Genomic DNA, 24128 nt, shown 5'->3' on the forward strand with positions numbered 1-24128 from the left:
TCACAAAGGAATGGCTTATTTATTTTTTACAGATTCTATTTATTCAACAACCTATCTTAGTATAAATATATTAACAACTCAAACATTATTATGTGCTTAAAATAAAAAGGAGACGTGCAAAACAATTATGAAAGATGAAGAGTTATTAACAGCCTTAAAAACAGTATTTACTGTAATTCCTAATTTATTTTATTCTGATGCTGCTATATGTATTTCTGATACAAATAAATTAATATTTGTACAACAAGCGAAAACATTTAAGCTTAATATATCAGAAGGTGGATTAATCGCCAATGACCCTCTTACACAAAAAGCATTAAGTTCTAGAAAAAAAGAATCAGCAAAAATTCCAAAAGAAGTTTATGGTTTCCCAATATCTGCTTATAGTATTCCTGTTATTAATCCTGATACTAATAATATTGTAAGTACAATCAATATTGCTGTTTCTCAAGAAAAAGAACAGGAAATATTTGATATTGTAAGTGAATTGCAAGCGTTTTCTGAAGAATTAACAGCGTCTTCTGAAGAATTGGCAAGTTCTACTCATGAATTAACATCTAATAGCCACAATGTTAATACTTTAGTTGAACAAACTCAACTTGGTATTAAAAGCATGGATACAATAATTCAATATATCACTAGCATAGCTAATACTACTAACCTTTTGGGTTTAAATGCAGCAATCGAAGCATCACGTGCTGGGGAACATGGACGAGGCTTTACTGTTGTAGCTAGTGAAATACGAAAACTTGCAGAAAGCAGCAAAAGTTCAACTGGACAAATAAATGAAACTTTAGCAACAATAACTGAAAATATAAACAGTATCATAAATGTTTGTAATGAGTTTTATACCACTGGTGAGGTGAACTCTGCTCAAGCAGAACAGCTATCTCTTGGAAGCCAGCGTCTAAGCGAACTATCAACAAAACTTTTAAATGCTACTATTGTATAATCTTGTTCTGCTTTATACATATTTTTTTCATATTCTAATATAAAAAAACTCTTTAGAGTAAGACATGGATTATTTTATTTAACAAACATCTTACTATAATTATCACAAATAAGCTTGGATATATTTACCCTGAATATATTCAAGCTTATTTTAATCTAAAACTAATTATTATTTCTGCTTAAAAGTATGTCCAACAAACTTTCTGTATTATTAATAAAACTCTTCATAACTTGATAATGCCCAGTTTCTTCATACTTAACAGTTTTTATTTCATTTCTAATTTCATAAATTATCGAATCAGGATATGCCATTATAATAGGAGAATGTGTAGCTATAATAAATTGTGATCCAGCTTTAATTAAATCATGCATTCTTGAAATCATAGCCATTTGACGCGATGGAGACAGTGCTGCTTCTGGTTCATCTAATATATATAATCCTCTTCCTGAAAATCTATTCATAAATACTGAAAAAAATGACTCACCATGTGATTGGTTATGTAGAGATGTTCCTCCGTAGGAACTTAAAAGTCTAGATGTTCCGTTATGTAGATCCTCCATATCAAGATCGTCCACATTACTTGCAAAATTATAAAAACTTTCAGCTCTTAAAAAAAATCCATCTTTAGGCATTACTAATCCTTTAATTAATCTTACATATTGCTGCATTTCTGAATGTGTATCCCTTGAAGAAAAATTAAAGTTTTTAGTCCCACCTTCTGGGTTAAAACCATAGGCTGTTGCTATAGCTTCTAAAATTGTTGATTTTCCTGTACCATTTTCTCCTATTATAAATGTTACCTTTGGATGAAATTCTAAATTGGTTAAATTTTTAATTGATGGTATACAAAATGGATACTCCTCAAAACATTCAATCTTATTTCTTTTTAATTCTATACTTCTTAAATATTGTGCATTTTTTAATATATCCATAGACCATATCCCTCATACCCTCATATTTTCTTTAATTTCTTGCTGATTCTTTTAATTATTTAATTGTTCATTTTTGCTTTACATTTCATAATAATACTTGTACCACCTGGTTCAATAATATTGAACTTAACGCCATTTCCAGATACACTAACTAACCTATCATATACACCCCAAATCAGAAATTTTGCTACGCCTTTTCCTTCATATAGCTTGTCAATTTTCATATCATTAATATCATAATTTAATATTTCTTTATCTACCGACTCTCTTATATTCTCCTTAAAAACAATCGTACCTATTACAATTTCTTTATATTGTGCTATTAAGATTCTTGAATCTTTGATATTCCTATCTATACATTCCTTTACTTCTTCATCATTAATTTTTATGTTCAAACTTTCATTAGCTTCTTTTAATTCTTCAATAGTCAATTCTTGGCTTATTTCACATTCTTCGTTATATATTTTTCCTAGTTCATCCTCTATAAAGAAACCACTTTCCTTAAATAGCGGAAATAATTTATTACGAACATTAGGGTTAGTAAAATATACTGATAAAGCAGAAAAATCCTCCCACTTAAAATTTCCAACTTGATAATCTATTAAAATTCTTTTTACCACATGCAAGGCTCTAAGACTAACATCATCTATCTCAGACCTTAAAGCAATTCTATGAAGTTCATAGTCTAATTCAATTTGTAAATATTCTGGCACTGCTCCTTGAGATATTATATCAAGTCCTTTATAAAAATATTTATATACCACATCTTTATCTTCCGGATTAATTATAATATTTGATTTTATTCTTTCCTTAGATTTATTCTCCTCATTTCCATATAACTTCCTATACTTTTTCATTGTCTTATATTGTCCTTCACTACTAATTTCAGCAAAGGTTTTACCAATTTGAAGAAATAAGTCCTCCATAAATTTGTTTTCCATAAATATAACTCCTTAAATTCTCAAAATTTTGGTGACAGTCACCAATATAAAAGTTTAACAAAAAAAATCATACTTTATTTTTCTATTATCCCATCTTTGACTCAAACTTTAAGAAACGTGTACCTTGAAAAGTTAATGTTCCCCATTCATTTTCTGAAATAGTTCTATATACTCGTCCTCCAACAACAAATTTAATTTCACTGCCTGTATCCAGTTGAAAAATTAAAATCAAGGTTTCAGTTGTTGTAGTCATTCCATTAGAATCTGTTTGTATATTAGTATCTGTTTTTTTCTTAATTAATTGTGCTTTTGTTGCTATAACAGGAGATTTTTCATTTTTTACATATGTGCTAATTAAGTTAAAAATAATAAATACTAAAGTAACAAAAAATATTAATTGAAAACCAATCATATAATGCCTCCATTTTATATTTATAAGGTTATTCCATCCCATTTATTTTCTAATTTATTTTTTCCTCCTTAAGCCAATAAAAATTTTATTGATTTACGGATAATACTTTACAATCAAATTATATACTATAACCTTCCAAATGCGTTAACTTTTTTCAAAAAGCAATATTTTTCTTGAACATCATAAGTTCATTATAGAGTTTCCTTCTTTGTAGCTAAAGTAAATTTGATTTTAGTTAACCTCCTACAATAAAATAGCAGTTACACAGCAAATTTTTTAATCAGCTGTATAACTGCTATCCATTAATTATCTAGCTACTATAGTCCTCTTTCGTAGCTTTCTATCATTCTCTTAACCATTTCTCCACCTACACTACCATTTTGTCTTGAAGAAAGATTACCTTTATCTATGTTTTCATAATCTTGTAAGCCTACTTCTGATGCCACTTCAGTTTTTAATCTGTTTAAACCTGCTTTTGCTTCTGGTACTAAAGTTCTGTTGCTTCCACTATTGTTTGAACTCATAACTATCTCCTCCTTAAATAATATAATTTTGCTTTACACTCTAAAATAAATTTACTTTTCAATTTATTTTAAATTTGCTTTGCACTATTATATTAACCAGCCATACGAATAATACTCTATAAAATTGTTAGCAATAATAGAATTCAAACACTCTTTTAGCTTGCTTTTGATAATTTACCTTTCTTATTATATTATTAGTTTACTTTTACAGATTTTTCACTTAAATAATTACTGTAAAACCATAATTTCATAAAAACAAATTGTCTAGACCTTAAAAATATTAGAGGTTTAGACAACTTTTCCCTAAATCGAATATTTTTATATACTATAAAATTTATAGTATATTATTTTGAAAAAGCTCCTTTTACTGTTTCCAATAATTCTGAAAACATTTTTTCTAATTTTGCAAAAAAACCTTTAGCTTCTTCAGTATTTAATTTATCTTTTAATTGTTTAGTTACATCATCTAATTGATCTTTTAAATTATTATAGTTAAGATCTAAATTATTTATTTTTTTCATCACAGCTTTTATATTTGCGATGTCCTCTTCAGATAAATTTGATTTATATTGTTCAGTAGCTTTATCTACTATCTTATTTATTTCTTTTTCAGTTCCTGGTTTTTCTTTTATTACTTCCTTCTTAATATTATTCATTAAGTTAGTAGCATCGTTTTGTCCGATTTTTTCACCAATATCTCCAGTAGTAACTAATTCTTCATTAGCAGCTTCCTTCTTATTTTCATCAATCTTTTTCCCTGTAGTGCTATTTTCAAAACCCTTTAAGATTCCTGTAAGTGCTGCAGTTCCTGATACTTTAAAAGGTGCTGATGCCTTAACCTTTGCATTTTCAATTCCTGCTGTAATCAATGCATTTTTTATCATACCATCATTAACCCAAGTAAGATTTTCAGTAGTTACAACTATTCCGCCCTTTTCTGTAGGTTCAACATAAGAACAGGATATTGATTTATTTCCAAGTTGAGCTTCTGAGGCAACCTTACCTAAATATTTATGCTCCTCCTCAGATGTTACTTCTAATATATTGGCATCATTTTTACTTACTCCAAAGTATTTTAACATATCCTTCTTCTGAGCTTCATTTAGATCTCCTCCTAAAGTGACAGATTTAAATGAATCTGCAAAAACTGGAATCCCAGGAAGGGATGTAAATAAAATACTTAAGCTTAAAGATGATATTATAGCTTTTGACATAAATGATTTAAATTTCATTATTTTGTTCTCCTTTTTGTGCTGTAAAATAAATACTAAAATTTTTATTTCATTATTTCTTGTACATTATAGCATATAAATAATTAATTTTTATTTATGAATATATTACTTTTATATTAATATTTCTTATTAAAAACACATTATCATCAGCTAGAAAATTATTTTCATATAATTATAAACAAATTCTTATTTATAGCCTTTCAAATGATTATATCCAAATTAATACATTTTAAACCTGAATATTTTACGTATTAATATACTTATTTTATCAAATAATAATCCTGTAAATAAATTAACTATGCTTTTGTCTAGGATATTATATATTTTCTAAATTATTATGTTAGGAGTGATTAATCTTATGAGTAAAGAAAAAACACCTTATAATCCAACTCCTGGAGATTATGATGTGGAAATCTTAACTGACATACATTCACCTGAAACAAATCCTTCTTCTTATTTAAGAAATATAAATCATAGCTCTTTAAAAGATGATTTATATTCAAATGCAAAAAATGTTTCAGATACAACTGAGAAAATTCCAACATTATCAAAATATTCAAACATGAATAAAGATGATAAGGAATTTGAATATAAGGGTGAAATATAACCTTTGTATTCATATTTGAAAATTTAATTAAGGAGTGATATTATGAATAAAGAAAAAAAATCTCTTACTTCAAATGTAAGAGATGACGAGAAAAATGCATTTGTTAATCCATATTTACCAAAAATGAGAACAAATTATCATCCAAGTGAAGACGATGTAGAAAGTGCAACTGGCGTAGATTTTCCAATAAACATGCCTAATCCAGCAAATGATAATATTGTTGTTAATAATATATCTAATGCAGAATTTGATTATACACAAGATATGATTTCTCCTGATAATTATGATTTAAAAGAAGAGTAATTTTTTAATCTAATGTAGGCAGGGTTCGTCTCTGTCTACATTAGATTAGCATCAATTTTGACCATAATTTAAGCATATAATTTTCTTAGTTTAACCTTCATAGTAAATTTCCTATTGAATATTATATCTCTCTGTTAAACCTTCCAAAAGGTAATGTGGAATACTTATTTCTATTAAATTTCTAGCTCCTTCATTAGCTTTTATTTCAAAAGAAACTAATACAACCGAATAATCATCTGCTAACTCACAATACGTTTTATTGATTGGAATTATATCAGCATTTACGTTTTCAATAAAAGTTTTTTTAAGTATGCTTACGATAAAGTTATTAATTTCATTTAAAATATCATCTTCTTTATTAATATAACTATTTAAATGAACATAAATATTTGAATGAGAATCATTAACTCTAATTGTTCCTATTCTATCGCCTTTGCTTAATAACGTTCTGAACTCACTCATAGTAATACTTTCTACTGTTAATAGGTTTATCATAAATTTCTTATTTTCTTTCTCAAATAAATAATTTGAAAAGTCTGATAAAATCTCTTTTATTTTATCTTTTAAATAAAAAGTAATATTTTCTTCAATTTCAAGAGACTGATTAATTAAATATTTATCGAATTTAATATAATCACTACAAATTTTATTAATGAAATCTATAATTATATGATCTTTAAAGTCACTTTGTAATATTTCATAAATAAATATATTTATATCTTTTTGCAGCAAAGGCTTATTAACTATAAATTCTTTACTTTCTTCTGTTATATTATTAAATATATTGTCAAATTTACCTATTTCAAAAACATGATTATTTTCAAGATTTCTTTCTATTGATTTAATCAAACTGTCACTTGATATTGGTTTTGAAATAAAATCTAAAGCCCCAGCTTTAATGCTATCTAATATTACCGAAATATTGCTCATTGCTGAACACATGATTATTTTTGCATCAAAATATTTTTTAGTAATTTCTTTAACAGCATCTATTCCATCCATAATAGGCATAACTATATCCATAATAACAAGATTAGGTTTAAATTGTTCGTATGCCTCTATTGCTTCTTTTCCATTACCTGCCTCTGCAACTGATATATATCCTTGATCTTCTATAATATTTTTAATCATAATCCTTGCAAGTTCTAAATCATCTACAATAAGAATTTTTTTACCCTCCATATTTAATTTCTCCTCATGAATAATTTGGCTAATTCTTTTTTCTATAAGAATAGAATTACTTTTAAGTCTTACTATTTCCTTATTCAGCTTAATATGTTTTTCCTCTAACATTTGTTTAAATTTCTGTTTGTTTTCATTGCGCATTAATTCTTTAATTTCTCCTAAGGTAAAACCATATTGTTTTAATTCTAAAATGAAAACAAGCTTCTTTATTTGCATATCTGAATAATATCTATATTGATTGTTATTTTGTATAAGACTTGGTTTAAGTAATCCAATTTCATCGTAGTATCTTAAAGTATTTGGTGATACGTTAACTATTTTTGATATTTCTCCTATTGTGTACACAAAAATCAACTCCCGTCTAACTAGGAAAATTTTATTAATATCTGATATTATAAATAATTATAAGCCTTCGTGTTACACCAAGGTCAATAAAAATATTACCCTTTATATTCTTTTGCAAAAAAATATGGCACCTTCACTTTTTCGTGAAGATGCCATATTTCAATTAATAATATTATTTTTTTATAAACTATAGTTATTATTTGATTACTTCTAATATCCTATTAGAAATAGCCTTATACCCCTTTGAGTTAGGATGAAATTTATCTTGTGCAAGATAATTATCTAAATTATATTTAAAAAGATCATAGGTTGGAATAAATACTGTATTGGGATATAATGATAAAAGTTCCTCTGTTTTAAAATTCCATTCATATAGTGTTTTTAAATTTTCTTGACTAATTTCCTCTCCAAAAGGATTGTATAACCCTATAAATACAATTTTACATTTCTTGTTTTTACTTTGTATTAAATTCATAATTTCCTTTAAATTACTTAAATATTTATCTTGAACTATCTTCACATCTGCTGCATTTGCATCCTTTATATTGCTTTGAAATGCTTTCACTTCATTTCCACCTATAGAAATAAATATTAAATTAGATAATTCTACTGATTTTAATATTTCTTCTTTTTGTACCACTGTTAATAATCCTGAAGAAACATCTCCATTTATGGCCATATTGCTAGTTTCTACTTTTTTGTTGTTTTGAGCACTCCATGCTTTTGCAAATTCTTGGGCAAAACCTGCTCCTGTTTCATCACCTGTTCCCTTTGCTAATGAATCTCCTAAAACTAAAATATTAAATGCATCACCTGTATCACTAAAAGTTGATTCATTATTACTTTCAGGTTGATTATTCTTAACTGATGTTTCTTCTTTATTAGTACCATTTGTTATTTTACCAGATATTATAACACTGACAGAAAAAACTATAGCACTTATTATTGATAAGAATAAAATTAACTTCCAAATTATCTTCTTATACATGACTTCCTCCATTATATCTTATATTACAATAAATTCTTAAACTAATATATCCTGTTTAGTAAATCTCCTAAAGCTCACAATTAAAGATAACCCTATCCAAAAAAACAATACTATTATTGAAAAATTAAAGTTCATTCCTGGAATAACTTCATAGGATCCTCTCAAGTATTTGGCTAGATTCAAGTTTATTGCAAAATAATATTTAACTAAAGGCCAATCTGACAAGAAAAATTGTAGAAAACTTCCTGTAATTAAAGAAGCCATCATAATTCCAATTGAAGTGGCTGTACTTCTAACTAATACTGAAACCATAAAAGATATACTAGCTACTGTAATCATAGAAATCCATCCTAAAGAATAAACCAAAACTGCATTTTGCCATTGATAAATCTTTATTACATTTGAGGCATCCAGCTTTTCTCCAACAACTTTAAAGCCTGTAGCTACTGGCTCAAACCATCCTCCTATCTGAAAAGTGATTGTAGACACTATAATACAAATTATAGCAGTTTCTATAATCATTAGTGTTGACATAATTATGACAGCTATGTACTTACTCAAAAGAATTTTCCATCTTGGAACAGCCCTCGTTAAAAGAAATTTAATTGTCTTTGAGGAAAACTCTCCCGAAACAATATCTCCTGCAAGAATTATTACAAGTAGAGGTAAAAACAAAAATATAGATTGGTTCATAAAATTAATTGTAAATTTTGCTGCATTTGGAGTTATTGGATTTATATTATTGTCTAAATAATATTGAAGTCTTTCTATTTCAATATTATTTGATTTTTTATTCAACTCGTTAATATGCCTGTTTTTTAAATCAGATATTTGCTGTTTCACCAATTGCTGCCATTCATAACTTTGTGTTTGGGAATTCATTTGGGTATATCTATTAATAGTATTGTTATATTTATAATTTTCTCCATATGCAAACAATGAAATTAAAACTAATAAAATTCCACTTATAAGTAAAAATTTCTTTTTAAATAGCATTTTGTTTACTTCATTTTCTATTAATTTTAACAAATTTGTCACCTCACTTTTAAGTAATTTCATTTCCTTCAGTTAATCTTAAAAATAAATCTTCCAACGTTCTATTTTTATTTGTTACATAAGTGATCATAAGTCCTTCTTTAAAAAACGAATTATTTATTTCACCCAATTTATATAAATCAACTTCTGCTTCCAGATTTTCTCCTGATATTTGTGAATCTATTTTCCATATATCTTTTAAAATTTTTTTACCTCGTTCATTATCATCAAGTTTCCAAGCTACCTCTTTAGTATTTATTAATTCATCTACCGTCGCATTCTTTATGATAGAACCATGGCTTATTATTGATACCTTGTCGCATATCAACTCTATTTCTGACATTAAATGACTGGATACAAGTACAGATATATTTTTTTCCTTGGCTAAAGTTTTCACTATATTTCTAAATTCATTTATTCCTGCTGGATCCAAACCATTAGTTGGTTCGTCTAAAATAAGAAGCTTAGGATCATTTATAAGTGCTTGAGCCAATCCCAATCTTTGTTTCATTCCTAAAGAATAAGTATTAACCTTATCTTTAATTCTATTTTTTAAGCCAACAAGCTCAATAATCTCGTATATAACTTTTTCAGAAATACCTTCATTCATAGATGCAAGCATTTTAAGATTATCCAATCCGCTCATATAGTTATATAAATCAGGTCCCTCAATAATACATCCTATATTAGACATTGCTTTTATATAATCTTTAGTTATTGAATGACCACAAATTTCTATGTTCCCAGAAGTAGGTTTTGAAAGGCCAACTATCATTCTTAAAGTAGTTGATTTTCCAGCTCCATTTGGTCCTAAAAATCCTAAAACTTCTCCTTGATCTATGGAAAAACTTACATCCTTAACAATACTTTTTTTATTTATAATCTTTGAAACATTATCAACAAGAAGAATATTTTTTCCCATAATTTAATTCTCTCCTTTTCTTCATTTGACCATAACGTGAATGATATTTATTATATAGGTTCTAGTTAAATACATAAATTAGAAGTTTTCTGTTAGATCTTATATAATCATTTATTACCTCTCATATTATTTAATATTAAAATATTTGTCAACGTTTAAATAAATATAAATTTTATAATGCCATAAATAAAAAATATATTACTGGGCAATCTATTTTAGGAGGTGAGTTACATGTTAGTGAAAGATATAATGACAAATAGTATAGTAAGTTTAAATTCAGAGGATTCTGTTGAAAGAGCTGCTCAAATGATGAAACAATTCGATGTAGGTTCAATACCAGTTTGTAATCAAGAAAAAGTAGTTGGAATGATTACAGATAGAGATATTATCTTAAGAACAGTTGCTACAGGTAGCAATGGAAATAACCAAAAAATCAGTGAAGTTATGACTTCAAATCCTGTCACAGGAAGCCCTGATATGGATGTTCATGATGCAGCGAAAATAATGAGTGAACAACAAATAAGAAGACTTCCTATTGTTGAAAATAACCATCTTGTTGGAATAGTTTCTTTAGGTGATATTTCAGTAGAACCTACATTACAAGATAATGCTGAAGAGGCTCTAAAAAACATTTCTGAACCAGCAAAAAACCAATTTTAATTTAACACTACATATAGCAATATAGGATGCTGCAAAATAACTTTTTAAGTATTTTCACAACATCCTATATTATTTAACTCATTTTTCCACTAAGTTTTTTAAACGTAACCTTCCATCTTTTCAACTCTCTTAAATGCATTTTGAATAATTTCTTCTGGATAACCTACATATTCCAAAAGTTTAATAGCATTTCTTGTTTTAGAAATTCCTTTTTTAAGTTTGTAATCAAATTTCAAGCCATTTTCACTATCTACATCTTCACTGAAATAGTAAAAATCATAATTTTCCTTAAGCATATCTGAAAGTTCTCTATCATGAGTAGCTACAATGCAGATACCATTTCTCTTATTAATATAATTAAGTATTTCAGCTGAAGAAGATATTCTTTCAAGGGGATTTGTCCCTCTAAATATTTCATCAATTGGGCAAAATACAGGAACTTCTCCTTCTGAAGCTTTTATTATTCTTAAAATAGCTTCTGCTTCCGCAAGATAATAGCTCTTCCCCTTTACTATGTCATCCTTTGGACTAATGGATGATACAACATTTAAAAAGCATGCTTCATATTCCCTTGCTAAAACAAAATTAAAAGTTTGAGCTAAAAGTATGTTAGCACTTATCATTCTTAAAAAAGTAGATTTTCCAGACATATTTGTACCTGTCAAAACAATTCCCTTTTTGGAAATACTAATTGAATTTGCAACAGGCTTCTTTAAAAGTGGATGTATTCCTTCTGTAATTTTTAAAGAAGTTTCCTTGATAAATTTTGGTTTGCTGCATTTATCATTATTGCTTTTATAAATTGCAACTGAAGTTAAAGCATCAAGTTCTCCAACTAAATAATATAATTCAAATATCTTATCTTTTTCTTTATTCAATTGTTCACTTACTCTGTAATATGTACTTTCTTCTATTAAAAACGGAATTGAAAGTATTTCTAACAAACCACCAAAAGAATTAATTGCAGTAAGTATCCTTGTTGATCTATCTATATGGCTTACATCCTTTAATAAATCTCTAATCTTTGTGGTATAATTTTTTATTTCTTGATTTTTTATTCCAGATAACCTATTGGCGGCTACGATTAAATCTCTTAAATAAATAAGACCAACTGCAGAAATTGTATCTCCTTCTTTATTATGTATATACATATGCAAAAATATATCTATCATTAATGCTATCATTAATTTAGGTTCCTTAAATATTATAGCTCCAGCTATTAAAAGTACTGGTACAAATCCTAAGAATGAATAAAAATAATACTTGAACTTACTAATATAAAGTAATTCATTTATCATTTCTAATAATCTATTTTTGCTATCAAAAATCATATTATAAAATATTCCTCTAAGCTTAACTGTCAACTCTATATCTTCTTTAAATAAATTAATTAGTTTTCCTCTTTCTTTTAGCTCCTCCTCATTCATCACTGGATTTCTAAGCATTTTATATAAAGCTGCTTCTCCTTCTGTAGAATAAGTTCTATCTAATTCATGAAATACTTCATTCATTATTAAATCATCCCAAGTTTGGTCATCAATAGTAAATTCATTTTTTTTACTTAAATCATACAAGGTTCTTATTTGTTCAAAATTTCTGTGCTTATCCTTTGTTCTATTAAGGTCTCTTTTTATAAAACTTTTACTCACATTAGCATTTAACATATAGTTTATATCCTTTCTATAAAGCACCATTTTTTTCATATTCAAAACATTCCTTTATTATAGTATTCCTACAAAAACATGTCAAACATATATAAAAATTCATGGTTAAACAGTCACTATTCATATTATGAAATCCAATTATTTAGAAAAAGCATAAAAAACAATAACCTTGGTGTCTATCACATACCAAGGTTATTATTTATACTTCAATTACATCCTCTAAAATAATTTTAAGAATTTCTTCCTTATCTCTGATATCTTCTTTAATCACCCTATCAGCTTGTTTCATTTTTATAGTTTCAAAATACTTTCTAACTAATCGTCCATTTCCAAAATTCTTATCTTTATTTTCATATTCCTTTATAAATTTAGTCTTCAATTCTTCTTTAGCTTCTTCAGAAAGTACATAGCTTTCCCTTTTACTCAATCCTTCAAATATTTCCATTAACTCCTCTGGATTGTAATCTGAAAAATCTATTGTAAATTTAATTCTACTATCTATACCTGGATTTAAATTCAATAAATCTTTCATTTCCTTAGTATATCCAGCCATTATAACTACCAGCTTATCTCGATTATCCTCCATTTCTTTTATTAAGGTTGCTATAGCTTCCTTCCCAAAATCATTGGAGCCACTTCCATTTAAGCTATATGCTTCATCAATAAATAATACTCCTCCATAAGCTTCTTTAATTTTACTTAAAGTCTTTGGAGCAGTCTGTCCAACGTATTCTCCAACCAAATCGGAACGTGTAACTTCAATCATATGCCCCTTCTTTAGAACACCAATAGCTTTTAAAATCTTACCAATAATTCTTGCTACTGTTGTTTTTCCTGTACCTGGGTTTCCTGAAAATATCATATTTAAAGAAATATCCTCCGATTCAATTCCCATTTCTTTTTTCCTATGCTGAAGCTCTAACGTATTTATTATTCCTTTTACAATGTTTTTAACAGCTTCTAGTCCAACTAAGTTATCTAATTCTTCTTGTAATTCTTTCATCTTATCACGAGCATTAAAATCAAGATCTATTCCAAAATCCTCTGGAGTTAAAGTTATTAATTCTTCTTTTGAAACTTCACTATCGCCAATTCTAAATGCCTTTTCCCTAATTGCAGATTCTAATATATTTCTAGCAACTCTGGCATTAGCAAAATTTTCATCCACTTGCTCTATTTTAATCTTTTCCAAAAAGGCTTTTTCACCTTCTTCATTAAACTTGTAATAGTCACTATCTGCCATGCTCTTAGCTATATCAAGCAATTCATAATCCTTATAATCCTCAAATTCGATATCTAAATTAATTCTGCTTTTAAGTCCTGGATTTAATTTCAATAAATTCTGCATTTCCTTTGTATATCCAGCTAAAATAACTGTAAATTTATCTCTATTATCCTCCATTGCTTTAATCAATACCTCAATAGCCTCTGCCCCATAATCATTACTACCTTCTCCACCCTTTGCTAAAGAATAGGCTTCATCTATAAAGAGAATTCCTCCCATAGCATTATCTATCGCCTTTTTAGTAAGCTTTGCAGTTTCACCTACATATCTACCAACTATTGCACTTCTATCAACTTCCACCAATTGACCTTTTTCTAAAATACCTAAATAATAAAATATATCCCCTATTAATCTGGCAACTGTAGTCTTTCCTGTTCCTGGGTTTCCTAAAAATGCAAAATGATAGGATTGATTCATACTTTTTTCGATCCCAAGTACATTTGCCCTGTTATTTTCATATTTAATAAGTTGAACTATTCTTGTAACTTCTGATTTTACATTTTCTAAGCCAATCAAGGACTCAAGTTTTTCTAGTGCTTCTTCTAGTGAAGAAGAAGTTCTACTTTCAACTTCTTCTTCATTTTCTGCAGCCCGTCTTTTATTATTTGCACGTCTTTCAGATTTATCTTTTGATTGTTTTGATGCTTCATTACTATTTGAATCTTTATTTAGGTTTTCTTCATCTTTATTTTCATTTAAATCTTCATTTTTAAATCCCATATCTATAATATCATCAACAGAAGATTTCAATCGTCCTTCATTTATATGAAATTCATCTTTAACATCTTCCTTATTGGATTGAGTATTTTCGCTTTCTGCCACTAATTCTTGATTTATTTTAGTTTTATTGCGCATTACTTTTTCATATATTTTTGAAACATATTTAGATGCTTTTTGTGCAATATAGGAATTTGTATTTTCCATTATGCTTTTTTTGCACTCTTGTAAACATTCATAATAATCTCCATTGATATATAAATATTTAATTATATCAAAATCAAGATCTTCATCATTTCCAAGATTTCTTGCCTTATTTAATATTTCTAAAATTTCACTTTCTTCTTCACCTTGCGCTATATAACATTTACTAAGCAAACGTATTGCTTTAAAATTTTCTTCCTCAATTTCTACAGCTAATTTAGCATATTGAAGTGCTTCATCATAGTTGTGTCTAACTAACTCTATTTTTCCCAAAGTAATTATTGCATCTAAGTTATAGTTATCTAATTCATAAGCTTTTTTTGAATAATTATATGCACTTTCAAAATCATTTATTTGAAAAAAACAGCACCCAATGAGTCCTAAATATTTATTATTATTTTCATCATAATAAATAGCTGTTTTTAGACATTCAGTTGCTTTTAAATACTCTTTGCAATTATAGTACGTAAGAGCTAAAAGATAATGCAATCCTGGATGGTCTTTAAAACATTTTATGGACTCTAATAATATTGGTATTGATTTATTATAATTACAGTTATTATTAAACTGTTGTATCTCGCTTTGAAATTTATCAAATTGATTTTTATCATGTAGATTAGTATAGTCCATATTTTCCTCCCTCCAAAGCACAACAATTATGTCTTTACTCTTTAATATATATTTCAAATTAAAATATATAATTTATTGAAATTACAACTGTTAAGCTATTTATTTACTGTATCTTTAGCTATATATTTCGAAGCTAAAATTACCCAAACTTTAAATTCTATCCCTTCAAAATTATATCACAAGTCTAATTTTTTTCATATTATAACCTTTTCATAAAATATAAATAATTTAATTTTGTATGTATTTATAAAAATATAACTTTAATCTTTCTAATAAAAAATACTGCAATACTCTTCACAAATATTACAGCATTTCTAATCTTATTATGCAAATATGTCTCCAAATTAATCATCATTTCAAACATATTTTATAATTTGATTTATTTCCTTTACTTTTTATCCTTATTGTTTATTGCTTTTACTGGTCTAGCTTCAATATATCCCCTATACCCCATTGGTGCAAGTTGAAATCTTGGGGCTTCCTGCTCTGCCCATTGGAAGCCATAAATTTCCGGGTTATAATTTTCTATTGCTTCCCACACATTTGAAATTTCACATTCAAAATTCTCATCATCCTCATATGGCTCCCCTTGAAACACCATCATTTTGCATGGAGGAAGTTCTATAAGGTCAAAGCCTTCTGGAATTTCATTACTATAATCTAATGGCACTTCAACCCCCTGAACATATTTTGAAGTATCTTCCATTATTAAATGATCCGGAAGCCATAAGCCTACTGGCTCATATAAAGCTTCTTTTACACTTGTAAGAACTCCCCAAACATCGCAACCAACTTCTTCACAATAAGCAAAATATTCTGTTGCTTTTATTCCTCTCTTTAATAATAACTTTCTATTTGGACGCTCTACCACTTGGACAAAAATAGTATTTCTTTCTTTCTTTTCATTATTCATAACATTCTCTCCTTTTTCTAAGATAAGGTAATAATCACGAATACTGCTGGGCATAAATAGACCTATCGGTGGTACATTTTGAATATATTTTCTTGGAGAAATCCCAAATTTCTTTGAAAATGCTTTAGTAAAACCTTCATGTGAACTAAATACAAAATCAAAAGCCACATCAATTACTCTAGGCTGTTCATCTCTTAAAACTAAAGCAGCTTTACTAAGTCTAAGTTCTCTTATATATTCAAAAGGTGCTTTATTTAAAAGTTTTTTAAATATTCTTGCACTATGCCATTGAGAATAACCTGCTACTTTTGAAAGTTGACTCAGTGTAATTTCCTCCATAATATGCTCATCAATATATTCCTGCATTCTCTGCACTGCATTTACAATTTCCCAGCTTTCCATGTTATCCCCTCCAATAAACTTATAATACCCTATCTCAAAAATAAGTTCTTGAACTGTATTGCTATAAATTTGTTGTATTTACTCTTTGTATATTATTTTAATTCTTTATGTTTTGAGTCTACATATGTACATATAATTATATCATCAACTGCCAGTTATTTACTATTAACTTATAACTTTTATTGCAAAAAAATCACAACCAAAAAAGACTTAGTATACACGTCCGCTTTGATTGTCATTACAATTATATATATAAATTTATTCCATTTCTCTTAAGCCACTCATTCTTTTCTTTATAGTCAGGAAGAATCTCTGCAACTCTATTCCAAAAATATTTCGAATGATCTCTATGATCCATATGACACATTTCATGAACTACAATATAATCTATGACTTCAGCTGTTGCCATGCTAATTCTCCAATTAAATAATATTGCATTCTTTCCTGTACAGCTTGCCCATCTTCTTTTTTGTTCCTTAACTCTTATTTCAGTAACCTTATCCTTAAAATTATCTGAATAATAATTTATTCTTTCTGAAACTATTTGTAAAGTTTCAGCTCTATACCATTTTTCCATTGCAATTTTTATCTTTTCTTCTTCCATTGTATTTGTACGTATGATAAAAATTGGACTTGGAAGAATATCTTCTGTAACTTTTGAATTTATAGTGGTTTTATAAAAATTAAAATTTTTGAATTCACTTTTAGTTATAGTTTGAAATTCAACAGATATATTCTTTCTATATTTTTCAAAAATTAAATAAAAAGGATATTCTTTTCCTAAATACATAAACGTAGTTCCTTCAGCTATTTCCCTAGATAGCTTTCTTGAGCCTCTTTTTTCTATTTCAATTTGCTTTTCTATTATCCAATCTGCTTTATTTTGTACAACGTCCATTATAAATTTATTGCTCACTCTTAAAGGTGCACTTACAATAACATTGCCATCTTCTTCTATCTTTATAGAAATTGTTTTTCTTTTTCTTCGTACTATATTAAATTCTATTTCTTTATTCCTATGTTCAAAATTTAATTTCATAAATATCTCCAAACACTGCTCTGCTAATTAATGCTATATTACTTTATATCAATATCATTGAAAAAGTAGCAGATAATAAAAATTCTATATCATTTCTAACTTTTCACTTTACTCTAGTATTTCACAATGCATAGCAGCATCTGCATCCTCCCAAGGAACCAAGTATCCTTGTCCATGGGAACAAAATACTGAAGTTGATGTATATTCTATATCAGCATTTTTATTATATCCTTTATTTTCTATAACTTCATCACTATTATGGCAAATATCATAACCATCATATACTAAAGTTATACTGCCCTTTCCTCTGGTAAAAGCTATAACCTCCATGCTATAATCCATAAAGGTTGCCACAGGGCCTCTACCATTAATAACTACTTTATCTTCTTCTGTTTGTATAGGTTCAAAGGAACCATGAAGTTTTTGAATATCTGATAATACTCTTCCTATATGTTCTGAAGCTACATCTATTGTAAATTTGTAATATGGTTCTAACAATATATTTTCAACTTTTTCTAATCCTTGTCTTAATGCTCTAAAGGTTGCTTCTCTAAAGTCTCCTCCACAGGTATGCTTATTATGAGCTCTCCCTGTTAATAAGGTAATTTTTATATCTGTTATGCTAGAACCTGTTAAAAGCCCATGATGTTCTCTTTCAAAAATATGAGTTTTAATTAAATTTTGATTTCCAACAGTTAAATGATCTGCATGACATTTATTTTCAAATGTAATTCCTGAATTTCTTATCATTGGTTCAAGCTTTAAATGTACTTCTGCATAATGCCTAAGTGGTTCAAAATGACCACAACCTATAGTTTTTTCAGCTATTGTTTCCTTATATAATATTTGACATGGACCAAATTCAACCTTTAAGTTAAATCTTTCTTCTACAAGCTCTTTTAAAACCTCTAACTGAATTTTTCCCATAATATGTACATGTATTTCTTGAAGAGCTTCATTCCAAGTAATATTTAAAGCTGGATCTTCAGCTTCTAAAATTTTAAAATAACTTAAAACCTCTCGAATATTTAAACTCTTATCAAAAATTACTTTAGACATTAGGGTTGGTACCATTTCATAATGTGTGTTTTCTTTTATAGCTCCAACTCCATCACCAGCTACGGCCCCTGAAATCCCTGTAACTGCAAATAAATCTCCAGCCCGAACAAAATCTGCTGTCTTAAATTTACTTCCATTATATATTCTTATACTGCTTATTTTTTCTTTAATTTCGCTACTTCCACCATAACAAATTTCATCTCTAACCTTTAATACACCAGATAAAGCTTTAATAAAAGTTAACCTGCTTCCATTTTCATCAAAACGTATTTTATAAACTCTTCCTGAAAACTCTTCATTTTCATCATAATCAGTAGAAGTTAACGTATCCATATAATTTATAAATTCAACTATTCCTGTGTCTTGAAGCGCAGCTCCTCCAAAACAAGGAAATATCTCATTATTTTTTATAAGTCTTTTTAAAGTATCTAACCAAAGATCACTTTCATAATTTCCTTCAAGATATTTTTCTAAAAGCTCTTCATCATATTCACTTATAAATTCTATAAACTCTTCCTTTAATGTTATTTCCTTAGAGTTACTTAAACTATTTATTTCATTAGAAATAATACTCAAAGAATCTTCATCAATAAAATATATATCTTTAGTTAAATCTCTTTTAATTTCCTTAATAACTCTATCTTTATCCGCCCCAACTCTGTCAAGCTTATTAATAAAGAACATGCTAGGTACATTATATTTTCTTAAAAGATTCCAGACAGTTTTTGTATGCCCTTGAACTCCTTCAACACTGCTTACAATTATAACTGCATAATCCATAATTTGAATTGCTCTTTCCATCTCAGTACTAAAATCTACATGCCCTGGGGTATCTATAAGATAATATGTAGAACCATTAAATTCAAAAATACCCTGATCAGAAAATACAGTGATACCTCTTTCTTTTTCAATACTATGACTGTCTAAAAAGGCATCCTTATGATCAACTCTTCCTCTACTCCTAATGCTCTTTGTATGATATAAAAGCTGCTCTGAAAATGTAGTTTTCCCTGCATCAACATGAGCAAGCACTCCTATTGTCTTTTTCATAAAATCATCCTTATATTTATTCTAAATTAGCTACAATAATATTTCTTATATTTTCTGCTAAATTTGCTTCTTCTTCCTTAGATAAATTCTTTGTATCTATAGGTTCTCCAAATACCACTTTAATTTTAGCAGGTCTAAATTCTCTTGTATCTTCAAAAGATCTTGAAGCTCTGTCAATTGAAACTGGAACTATTTTTACTTGAGACTTAGTAGCAAGCTTTAAACTACCTTTTTTAAATGTTCCAACTTTTCCTTCTTTATTTCTAGTTCCTTCTGGGAAGATTACCATAGAGCTTCCTTCTTTTATATTTTTGACAGCCTCATTTATCGCAAGCATAGCTGTTCTTGGATTTTCTCTATCTAAAGGTACACATCTGCTCTTTTTTAACCAATAACCAACTACTGGAGCTTTGAGTATTTCTTTTTTAGCTATAAATCCCATTTTCTTATCAATAGTATTTAGAAGTATTATTATATCTAATATACTTGAGTGATTTCCTATAAATACACATTGTTCCTCTGGTATATTTTCTTTTCCCTTTACATCTAATTCTATACCTATGATCTTTAAAGTAAACTCACTCCATAAGTAACCAGTTTTCTTTAAATATTGTTCAGCAGCTTCTATTCCTTTAGTCTTAAAAAGATAGTCATACTTAAAACCTTTTATTCTTACCCATAGCATATAAAATCCATAAATTATTTTCTTGAAAAACATTTTTTATTTTCTCCTTCTCGTCATATGATTATGTCTTAAATATTACTACATCAATATTATATAAATTGATTTGTTATTGTAATTATTTTGTTAAAACTTAATTCATATATTTATTATTATCGACTATATAGTTTATCTTTCTTTTTTATTAACCTATTCTATATAATTTCTAAAATATTATACTCTTTTTTTTGCTTATTGGCTAATTATATTATGGTTATCCTGTAAATTTTTTTACAATAAAAATGCTCCATCTAAATTAGACGGAGCATTTTCATTTATTTATTATTCTTTTTCGTTCATTATTCCTAATTTATCAAATATCATGAAACAAATTCCCATTACCATAGCTACTATTGTTGCTAATCCCATTCCTTTTAACTCTAAATTACCAAAAGTTAATTTTATTCCGCTCATTCCTACAATAAATATAACCGCAGCAAGAATTAAATTTCTAGATTTAGCAAAATCAACTTTTTCTTCAATAAAGGTTCTAAGCCCACCTGTTGCTATTGAACCAAATAATAAGAAGCTGATACCACCTACAACTGGTGTTGGAATTGTGCTAATAAGTGCTGATATTTTTCCTGAAAACCCTAATAATACTGATATAAGACCTGCTCCACAAATTACATATACACTATATACTTTTGTGATTGCTAAAACTCCTATATTTTCTCCATAAGTTGTTGTTGGAACTGATCCAAACAATCCAGAAATCATAGTTGATACACCATCTCCAAGTAACGATCTATTAAGACCTGGATCCTTAGTTAAATCTTCTCCTACAATACTGCTAGTAACTTTTAAATGCCCAACATGCTCTGCAATTACTACAAAAGTTGCTGGTAATATTGTAAGTATAGCATTTATATCAAATTTAGCCACATGCACATTTGGTAATATAAAGAAGCTAGCTTCGTTTACCTTACTAAAATCAACTATTCCCATGAAGTATGCAGTTATGTATCCAACTACTACTCCAATTAATATTGGTATAATTTTTAGGAAGCCTTTTAATAAAACATTACATAAAATCACTGTAATTAATGTTACCATAGAAACAATTACCCAAGTAGTGTTAATAGTAGTATTAGTTCCGCCTACTGCAAATCCTGCATTATCAGCTGCATTACTTGCAAGCTCTAAACCTATAATTGTTATTATAGATCCCATTGCTGCTGGTGGAAATAATTTATCTATCCATCCCATACCTGTATAGCCTATAATAATTGCTAGTATTGAAAACGCTATACCTGCAAATACAAAGCCACCTTGTATAGTTTGAAAATCATAACCTTGACTATATAAAGATAATACCGGGGAAATAAAAGCAAAACTTGAACCTAAATATGCTGGAATTCTTTTTTTTGTAATAAATGCATATAACAATGTACCTATACCATTAAAAAATAGAACTGTGGTTGGATCCACCTTAAAGATAAGTGGAACTAGAACTGATGCTCCAAACATTGCAAATAAATGTTGAAAACTAAGTGGAATTGCTTTCGCTAAAGGAACCTTTTCTGTTACTCCTATAAAATCATGTCTGTCGTCTAATAATTCTTTTTTCATTTTGTAATCTCCTTTGTTAGTTTCTCTGAACTAAATTAAAAGTATGCTTTACAAAAGGTAACATAAATATGTACCCTTTGTCAATATTTTAGAGCGATATTTTAATATTTAGTTAAAATTACTAAAAAAAATAGGATAATAAAGATTTATCTCTATTATCCTATCTTTTAGATGTTAATTTAAAGTTGCTTGGCAATCCGCTTAGTATTATGTCTAATTGAATTATAACATTTTTCCCTAAATTTTGCTATACTTTTTATGTTAAGTTTATAAATTATTTCTAAAATTATATATCCATTTAAATTCAATATAAATTATATAAAATGTAATCAATTTCTACTTATATTTTTATAATCTTAACCAATTCTCCAGCTTCAGCAAAGCTAATTCCAATTATTAAGTAATATGCTATAATATAGAGATATTATTATATGTAAAGGAGTCAATAATATGAATACAAAGCTAAAAAGAAGAACAATAATGATATTCCCCGAATTTGAAAACATTAATATTATAGATGAAATAAGAAAAAAATATGATCCACTTGCTAATCATGTAAGGCCTCACGTTACTTTAGTCTTTACCTTTGAAAGTACTCTATCTACAATAGAAATAGAAACTCATTTAAAAGAAGTACTTAAAAAGTTTAAACCTTTCAAATTAACTTTACAGGAAATAATAAAAGTTAATAATCCTTTAGGAATGTATTTATTTTTAAATATAAAGGAAGGTTCGCCTGAAATAAAAGCACTTAATCAAGAACTATATAAAGGAATTTTGCAGAAATACAAAGCTGAATGGTTAAATGAAGACACCTTTCTTCCTCACATGACAATTGGAAGCTTTAATGCAAAAGACGAGCTAAATAAAGCATTTAATAACACTAAATTTATAAAAGATGAATTTAAAACAATAGTAAACAAAATTTCAGTTGAAATTATTGCTGAAAACGAAGATTCTATTATTGAAATTGAAGTTGATTTAAGTGAAAAATAGTTAAATATCCTTCATTCTTTAAGTGCTTATTTTATATAACAAAGAAACAAGCTGTAAAAAACTAATGAATTAATTTTTTACAGCTCCAAATTTTATATATAATGAGATATTAAATTGTTTTTTTCATCTAATTTATTCTCAGTCTCATTTTTTCTCTCAAACTCATTTTCATCTGTTTCATAATAAGCATTACAAGCAATTAATATAATACTAATAAGAATAACTATACCTAATAACATATTTATTCCCCCTTGCATTTAATTGATCATAATTAAAATATTCCTATGATTTTATTATACTACTTTTCTAATGTAAACGATATACTTACTAAATATAATTTAAATTCCTATATTTTGATATAGGAATTGCATATAAGACTCTATAAAAAATGTCCTGCAATTAATATAACTATACTTGAAATGATAATTACTCCTGAAATAATACTTGAATTGCTAAATACATCTTTTTTCTTTCTATATTTATAATTTTTCAAATCGCTCTTTGATATATATTGAGATTTTAAATCTTCTGAATTTTCCATTGATAGTCTTGCTGAATTTCCCAATATATTAAAGGATATACCTATGAAAAGTGTCATTAATCCAATAATATAACTTGTATCTTCTAAAGTTATATTTAGTTTAGTAGATACAATAAAAATAATCCTACCAAGTATACAGCAATTTATAACTGTGCCAAAAATCAATTGAAATAATTGTGACGTCTTCATAATTCACCTCAAAATAGTTAATTTATCATTATTATAACATGAAATGAAAATTATATGATTCAAATCTATGAATCTCTTACTTACTGTGACTTCAGAATTTTATAAAAA

The 24128-nt window shown here is 27.4% G+C and carries 22 protein-coding genes and 2 pseudogenes; 5 read left to right on the top strand and 19 right to left on the bottom strand.

Features of this window, described 5'->3' with window-relative positions; translation table 11 throughout:
- Nucleotides 1–127: 127 nt before the first annotated feature.
- Nucleotides 128–952 (top strand): methyl-accepting chemotaxis protein, encoded by an 825-nt coding sequence (locus GXK56_RS28575; RefSeq protein WP_160688727.1) that lies wholly within the window; start codon nt 128–130, stop codon nt 950–952.
- A gap of 161 nt (nt 953–1113) precedes the next feature.
- On the opposite strand, the gene GXK56_RS14850 is transcribed toward GXK56_RS28575, so the two are convergent.
- From GXK56_RS14850 to GXK56_RS14870, 5 genes are all read right to left on the bottom strand, one after another.
- Complete coding sequence (locus GXK56_RS14850; RefSeq protein ID WP_160688729.1) at nt 1114–1884, bottom strand: AAA family ATPase; 771 nt, start codon at nt 1882–1884, stop codon at nt 1114–1116.
- A 59-nt stretch (nt 1885–1943) separates the two neighbouring features.
- Nucleotides 1944–2825, bottom strand: coding sequence for a hypothetical protein (locus tag GXK56_RS14855; protein ID WP_160688731.1), 882 nt, complete (start codon nt 2823–2825; stop codon nt 1944–1946).
- An 85-nt stretch (nt 2826–2910) separates the two neighbouring features.
- A complete protein-coding gene (locus tag GXK56_RS14860; protein ID WP_160688733.1) occupies nt 2911–3237 on the bottom strand; it encodes a DUF2500 domain-containing protein in 327 nt (108 codons plus the stop codon).
- A gap of 317 nt (nt 3238–3554) precedes the next feature.
- Complete coding sequence (locus GXK56_RS14865; RefSeq protein ID WP_160688735.1) at nt 3555–3761, bottom strand: alpha/beta-type small acid-soluble spore protein; 207 nt, start codon at nt 3759–3761, stop codon at nt 3555–3557.
- Nucleotides 3762–4105: 344 nt separating this feature from the next.
- The gene (locus GXK56_RS14870; protein WP_160688737.1) at nt 4106–4993 is read right to left on the bottom strand and encodes a DUF1002 domain-containing protein; all 888 of its coding nucleotides are present in this window, start codon (nt 4991–4993) and stop codon (nt 4106–4108) included.
- A gap of 358 nt (nt 4994–5351) precedes the next feature.
- On the opposite strand from GXK56_RS14870, the gene GXK56_RS14875 reads away from it, so the two are divergent.
- Entirely contained in the window at nt 5352–5600 is a 249-nt protein-coding gene (locus tag GXK56_RS14875; RefSeq protein WP_160688739.1) for a hypothetical protein, read from the top strand.
- Nucleotides 5601–5642: 42 nt separating this feature from the next.
- Entirely contained in the window at nt 5643–5903 is a 261-nt protein-coding gene (locus GXK56_RS14880) for a hypothetical protein (protein WP_160688741.1), read from the top strand.
- A gap of 822 nt (nt 5904–6725) precedes the next feature.
- On the opposite strand, the pseudogene GXK56_RS28225 reads toward GXK56_RS14880, so the two are convergent.
- From GXK56_RS28225 to GXK56_RS14900, 5 genes and pseudogenes are all read right to left on the bottom strand, one after another.
- Nucleotides 6726–7085, bottom strand: a pseudogene (locus tag GXK56_RS28225) (response regulator); the annotation flags it as partial.
- Nucleotides 7086–7154: 69 nt separating this feature from the next.
- Nucleotides 7155–7433, bottom strand: a pseudogene (locus GXK56_RS28230) (MerR family transcriptional regulator); the annotation flags it as partial.
- Nucleotides 7434–7629: 196 nt separating this feature from the next.
- A complete protein-coding gene (locus tag GXK56_RS14890; RefSeq protein ID WP_160688745.1) occupies nt 7630–8421 on the bottom strand; it encodes a GDSL-type esterase/lipase family protein in 792 nt (263 codons plus the stop codon).
- A 36-nt stretch (nt 8422–8457) separates the two neighbouring features.
- Complete coding sequence (locus GXK56_RS14895) at nt 8458–9450, bottom strand: ABC transporter permease subunit (protein ID WP_160688747.1); 993 nt, start codon at nt 9448–9450, stop codon at nt 8458–8460.
- A gap of 16 nt (nt 9451–9466) precedes the next feature.
- Entirely contained in the window at nt 9467–10378 is a 912-nt protein-coding gene (locus tag GXK56_RS14900; RefSeq protein WP_160688749.1) for an ABC transporter ATP-binding protein, read from the bottom strand.
- Nucleotides 10379–10609: 231 nt separating this feature from the next.
- On the opposite strand from GXK56_RS14900, the gene GXK56_RS14905 reads away from it, so the two are divergent.
- Complete coding sequence (locus tag GXK56_RS14905) at nt 10610–11038, top strand: CBS domain-containing protein (protein ID WP_160688751.1); 429 nt, start codon at nt 10610–10612, stop codon at nt 11036–11038.
- A gap of 98 nt (nt 11039–11136) precedes the next feature.
- Here the strand turns inward: GXK56_RS14905 and GXK56_RS14910 are convergent, their stop codons facing one another.
- The 7 genes from GXK56_RS14910 to uraA form a co-directional block, all read right to left on the bottom strand.
- On the bottom strand, nt 11137–12702 hold the full coding sequence (locus tag GXK56_RS14910; protein WP_160688959.1) for a DNA mismatch repair protein MutS: 1566 nt from the start codon (nt 12700–12702) through the stop codon (nt 11137–11139).
- Nucleotides 12703–12901: 199 nt separating this feature from the next.
- Entirely contained in the window at nt 12902–15538 is a 2637-nt protein-coding gene (locus tag GXK56_RS14915) for an AAA family ATPase (RefSeq protein ID WP_160688753.1), read from the bottom strand.
- Nucleotides 15539–15926: 388 nt separating this feature from the next.
- On the bottom strand, nt 15927–16853 hold the full coding sequence (locus GXK56_RS14920) for an AraC family transcriptional regulator (protein ID WP_160688755.1): 927 nt from the start codon (nt 16851–16853) through the stop codon (nt 15927–15929).
- Nucleotides 16854–17097: 244 nt separating this feature from the next.
- A complete protein-coding gene (locus tag GXK56_RS14925; RefSeq protein WP_160688757.1) occupies nt 17098–17892 on the bottom strand; it encodes a SprT family zinc-dependent metalloprotease in 795 nt (264 codons plus the stop codon).
- 108 nt (nt 17893–18000) lie between these two features.
- Nucleotides 18001–20001, bottom strand: coding sequence for a TetM/TetW/TetO/TetS family tetracycline resistance ribosomal protection protein (locus GXK56_RS14930; RefSeq protein ID WP_160688759.1), 2001 nt, complete (start codon nt 19999–20001; stop codon nt 18001–18003).
- A 16-nt stretch (nt 20002–20017) separates the two neighbouring features.
- A complete protein-coding gene (locus GXK56_RS14935) occupies nt 20018–20719 on the bottom strand; it encodes a lysophospholipid acyltransferase family protein (protein WP_160688761.1) in 702 nt (233 codons plus the stop codon).
- A gap of 285 nt (nt 20720–21004) precedes the next feature.
- Entirely contained in the window at nt 21005–22294 is a 1290-nt protein-coding gene (gene uraA / locus GXK56_RS14940; RefSeq protein WP_160688763.1) for a uracil permease, read from the bottom strand.
- Nucleotides 22295–22744: 450 nt separating this feature from the next.
- Between uraA and GXK56_RS14945 the strand changes: the two genes are divergently transcribed.
- Nucleotides 22745–23290: a 2'-5' RNA ligase family protein gene (locus tag GXK56_RS14945; RefSeq protein ID WP_160688765.1), complete on the top strand. Its 546-nt coding sequence runs from the start codon at nt 22745–22747 to the stop codon at nt 23288–23290.
- Between the two features lie 92 nt (nt 23291–23382).
- On the opposite strand, the gene GXK56_RS14950 is transcribed toward GXK56_RS14945, so the two are convergent.
- A complete protein-coding gene (locus tag GXK56_RS14950; RefSeq protein ID WP_160688767.1) occupies nt 23383–23529 on the bottom strand; it encodes a hypothetical protein in 147 nt (48 codons plus the stop codon).
- Nucleotides 23530–23669: 140 nt separating this feature from the next.
- Nucleotides 23670–24020, bottom strand: coding sequence for a hypothetical protein (locus tag GXK56_RS14955; RefSeq protein WP_160688769.1), 351 nt, complete (start codon nt 24018–24020; stop codon nt 23670–23672).
- Nucleotides 24021–24128: the final 108 nt, after the last annotated feature.

It is taken from the genome of Clostridium sp. C2-6-12 (genome assembly GCF_009928485.1).
GTDB lineage: Bacteria > Bacillota > Clostridia > Clostridiales > Clostridiaceae > Clostridium.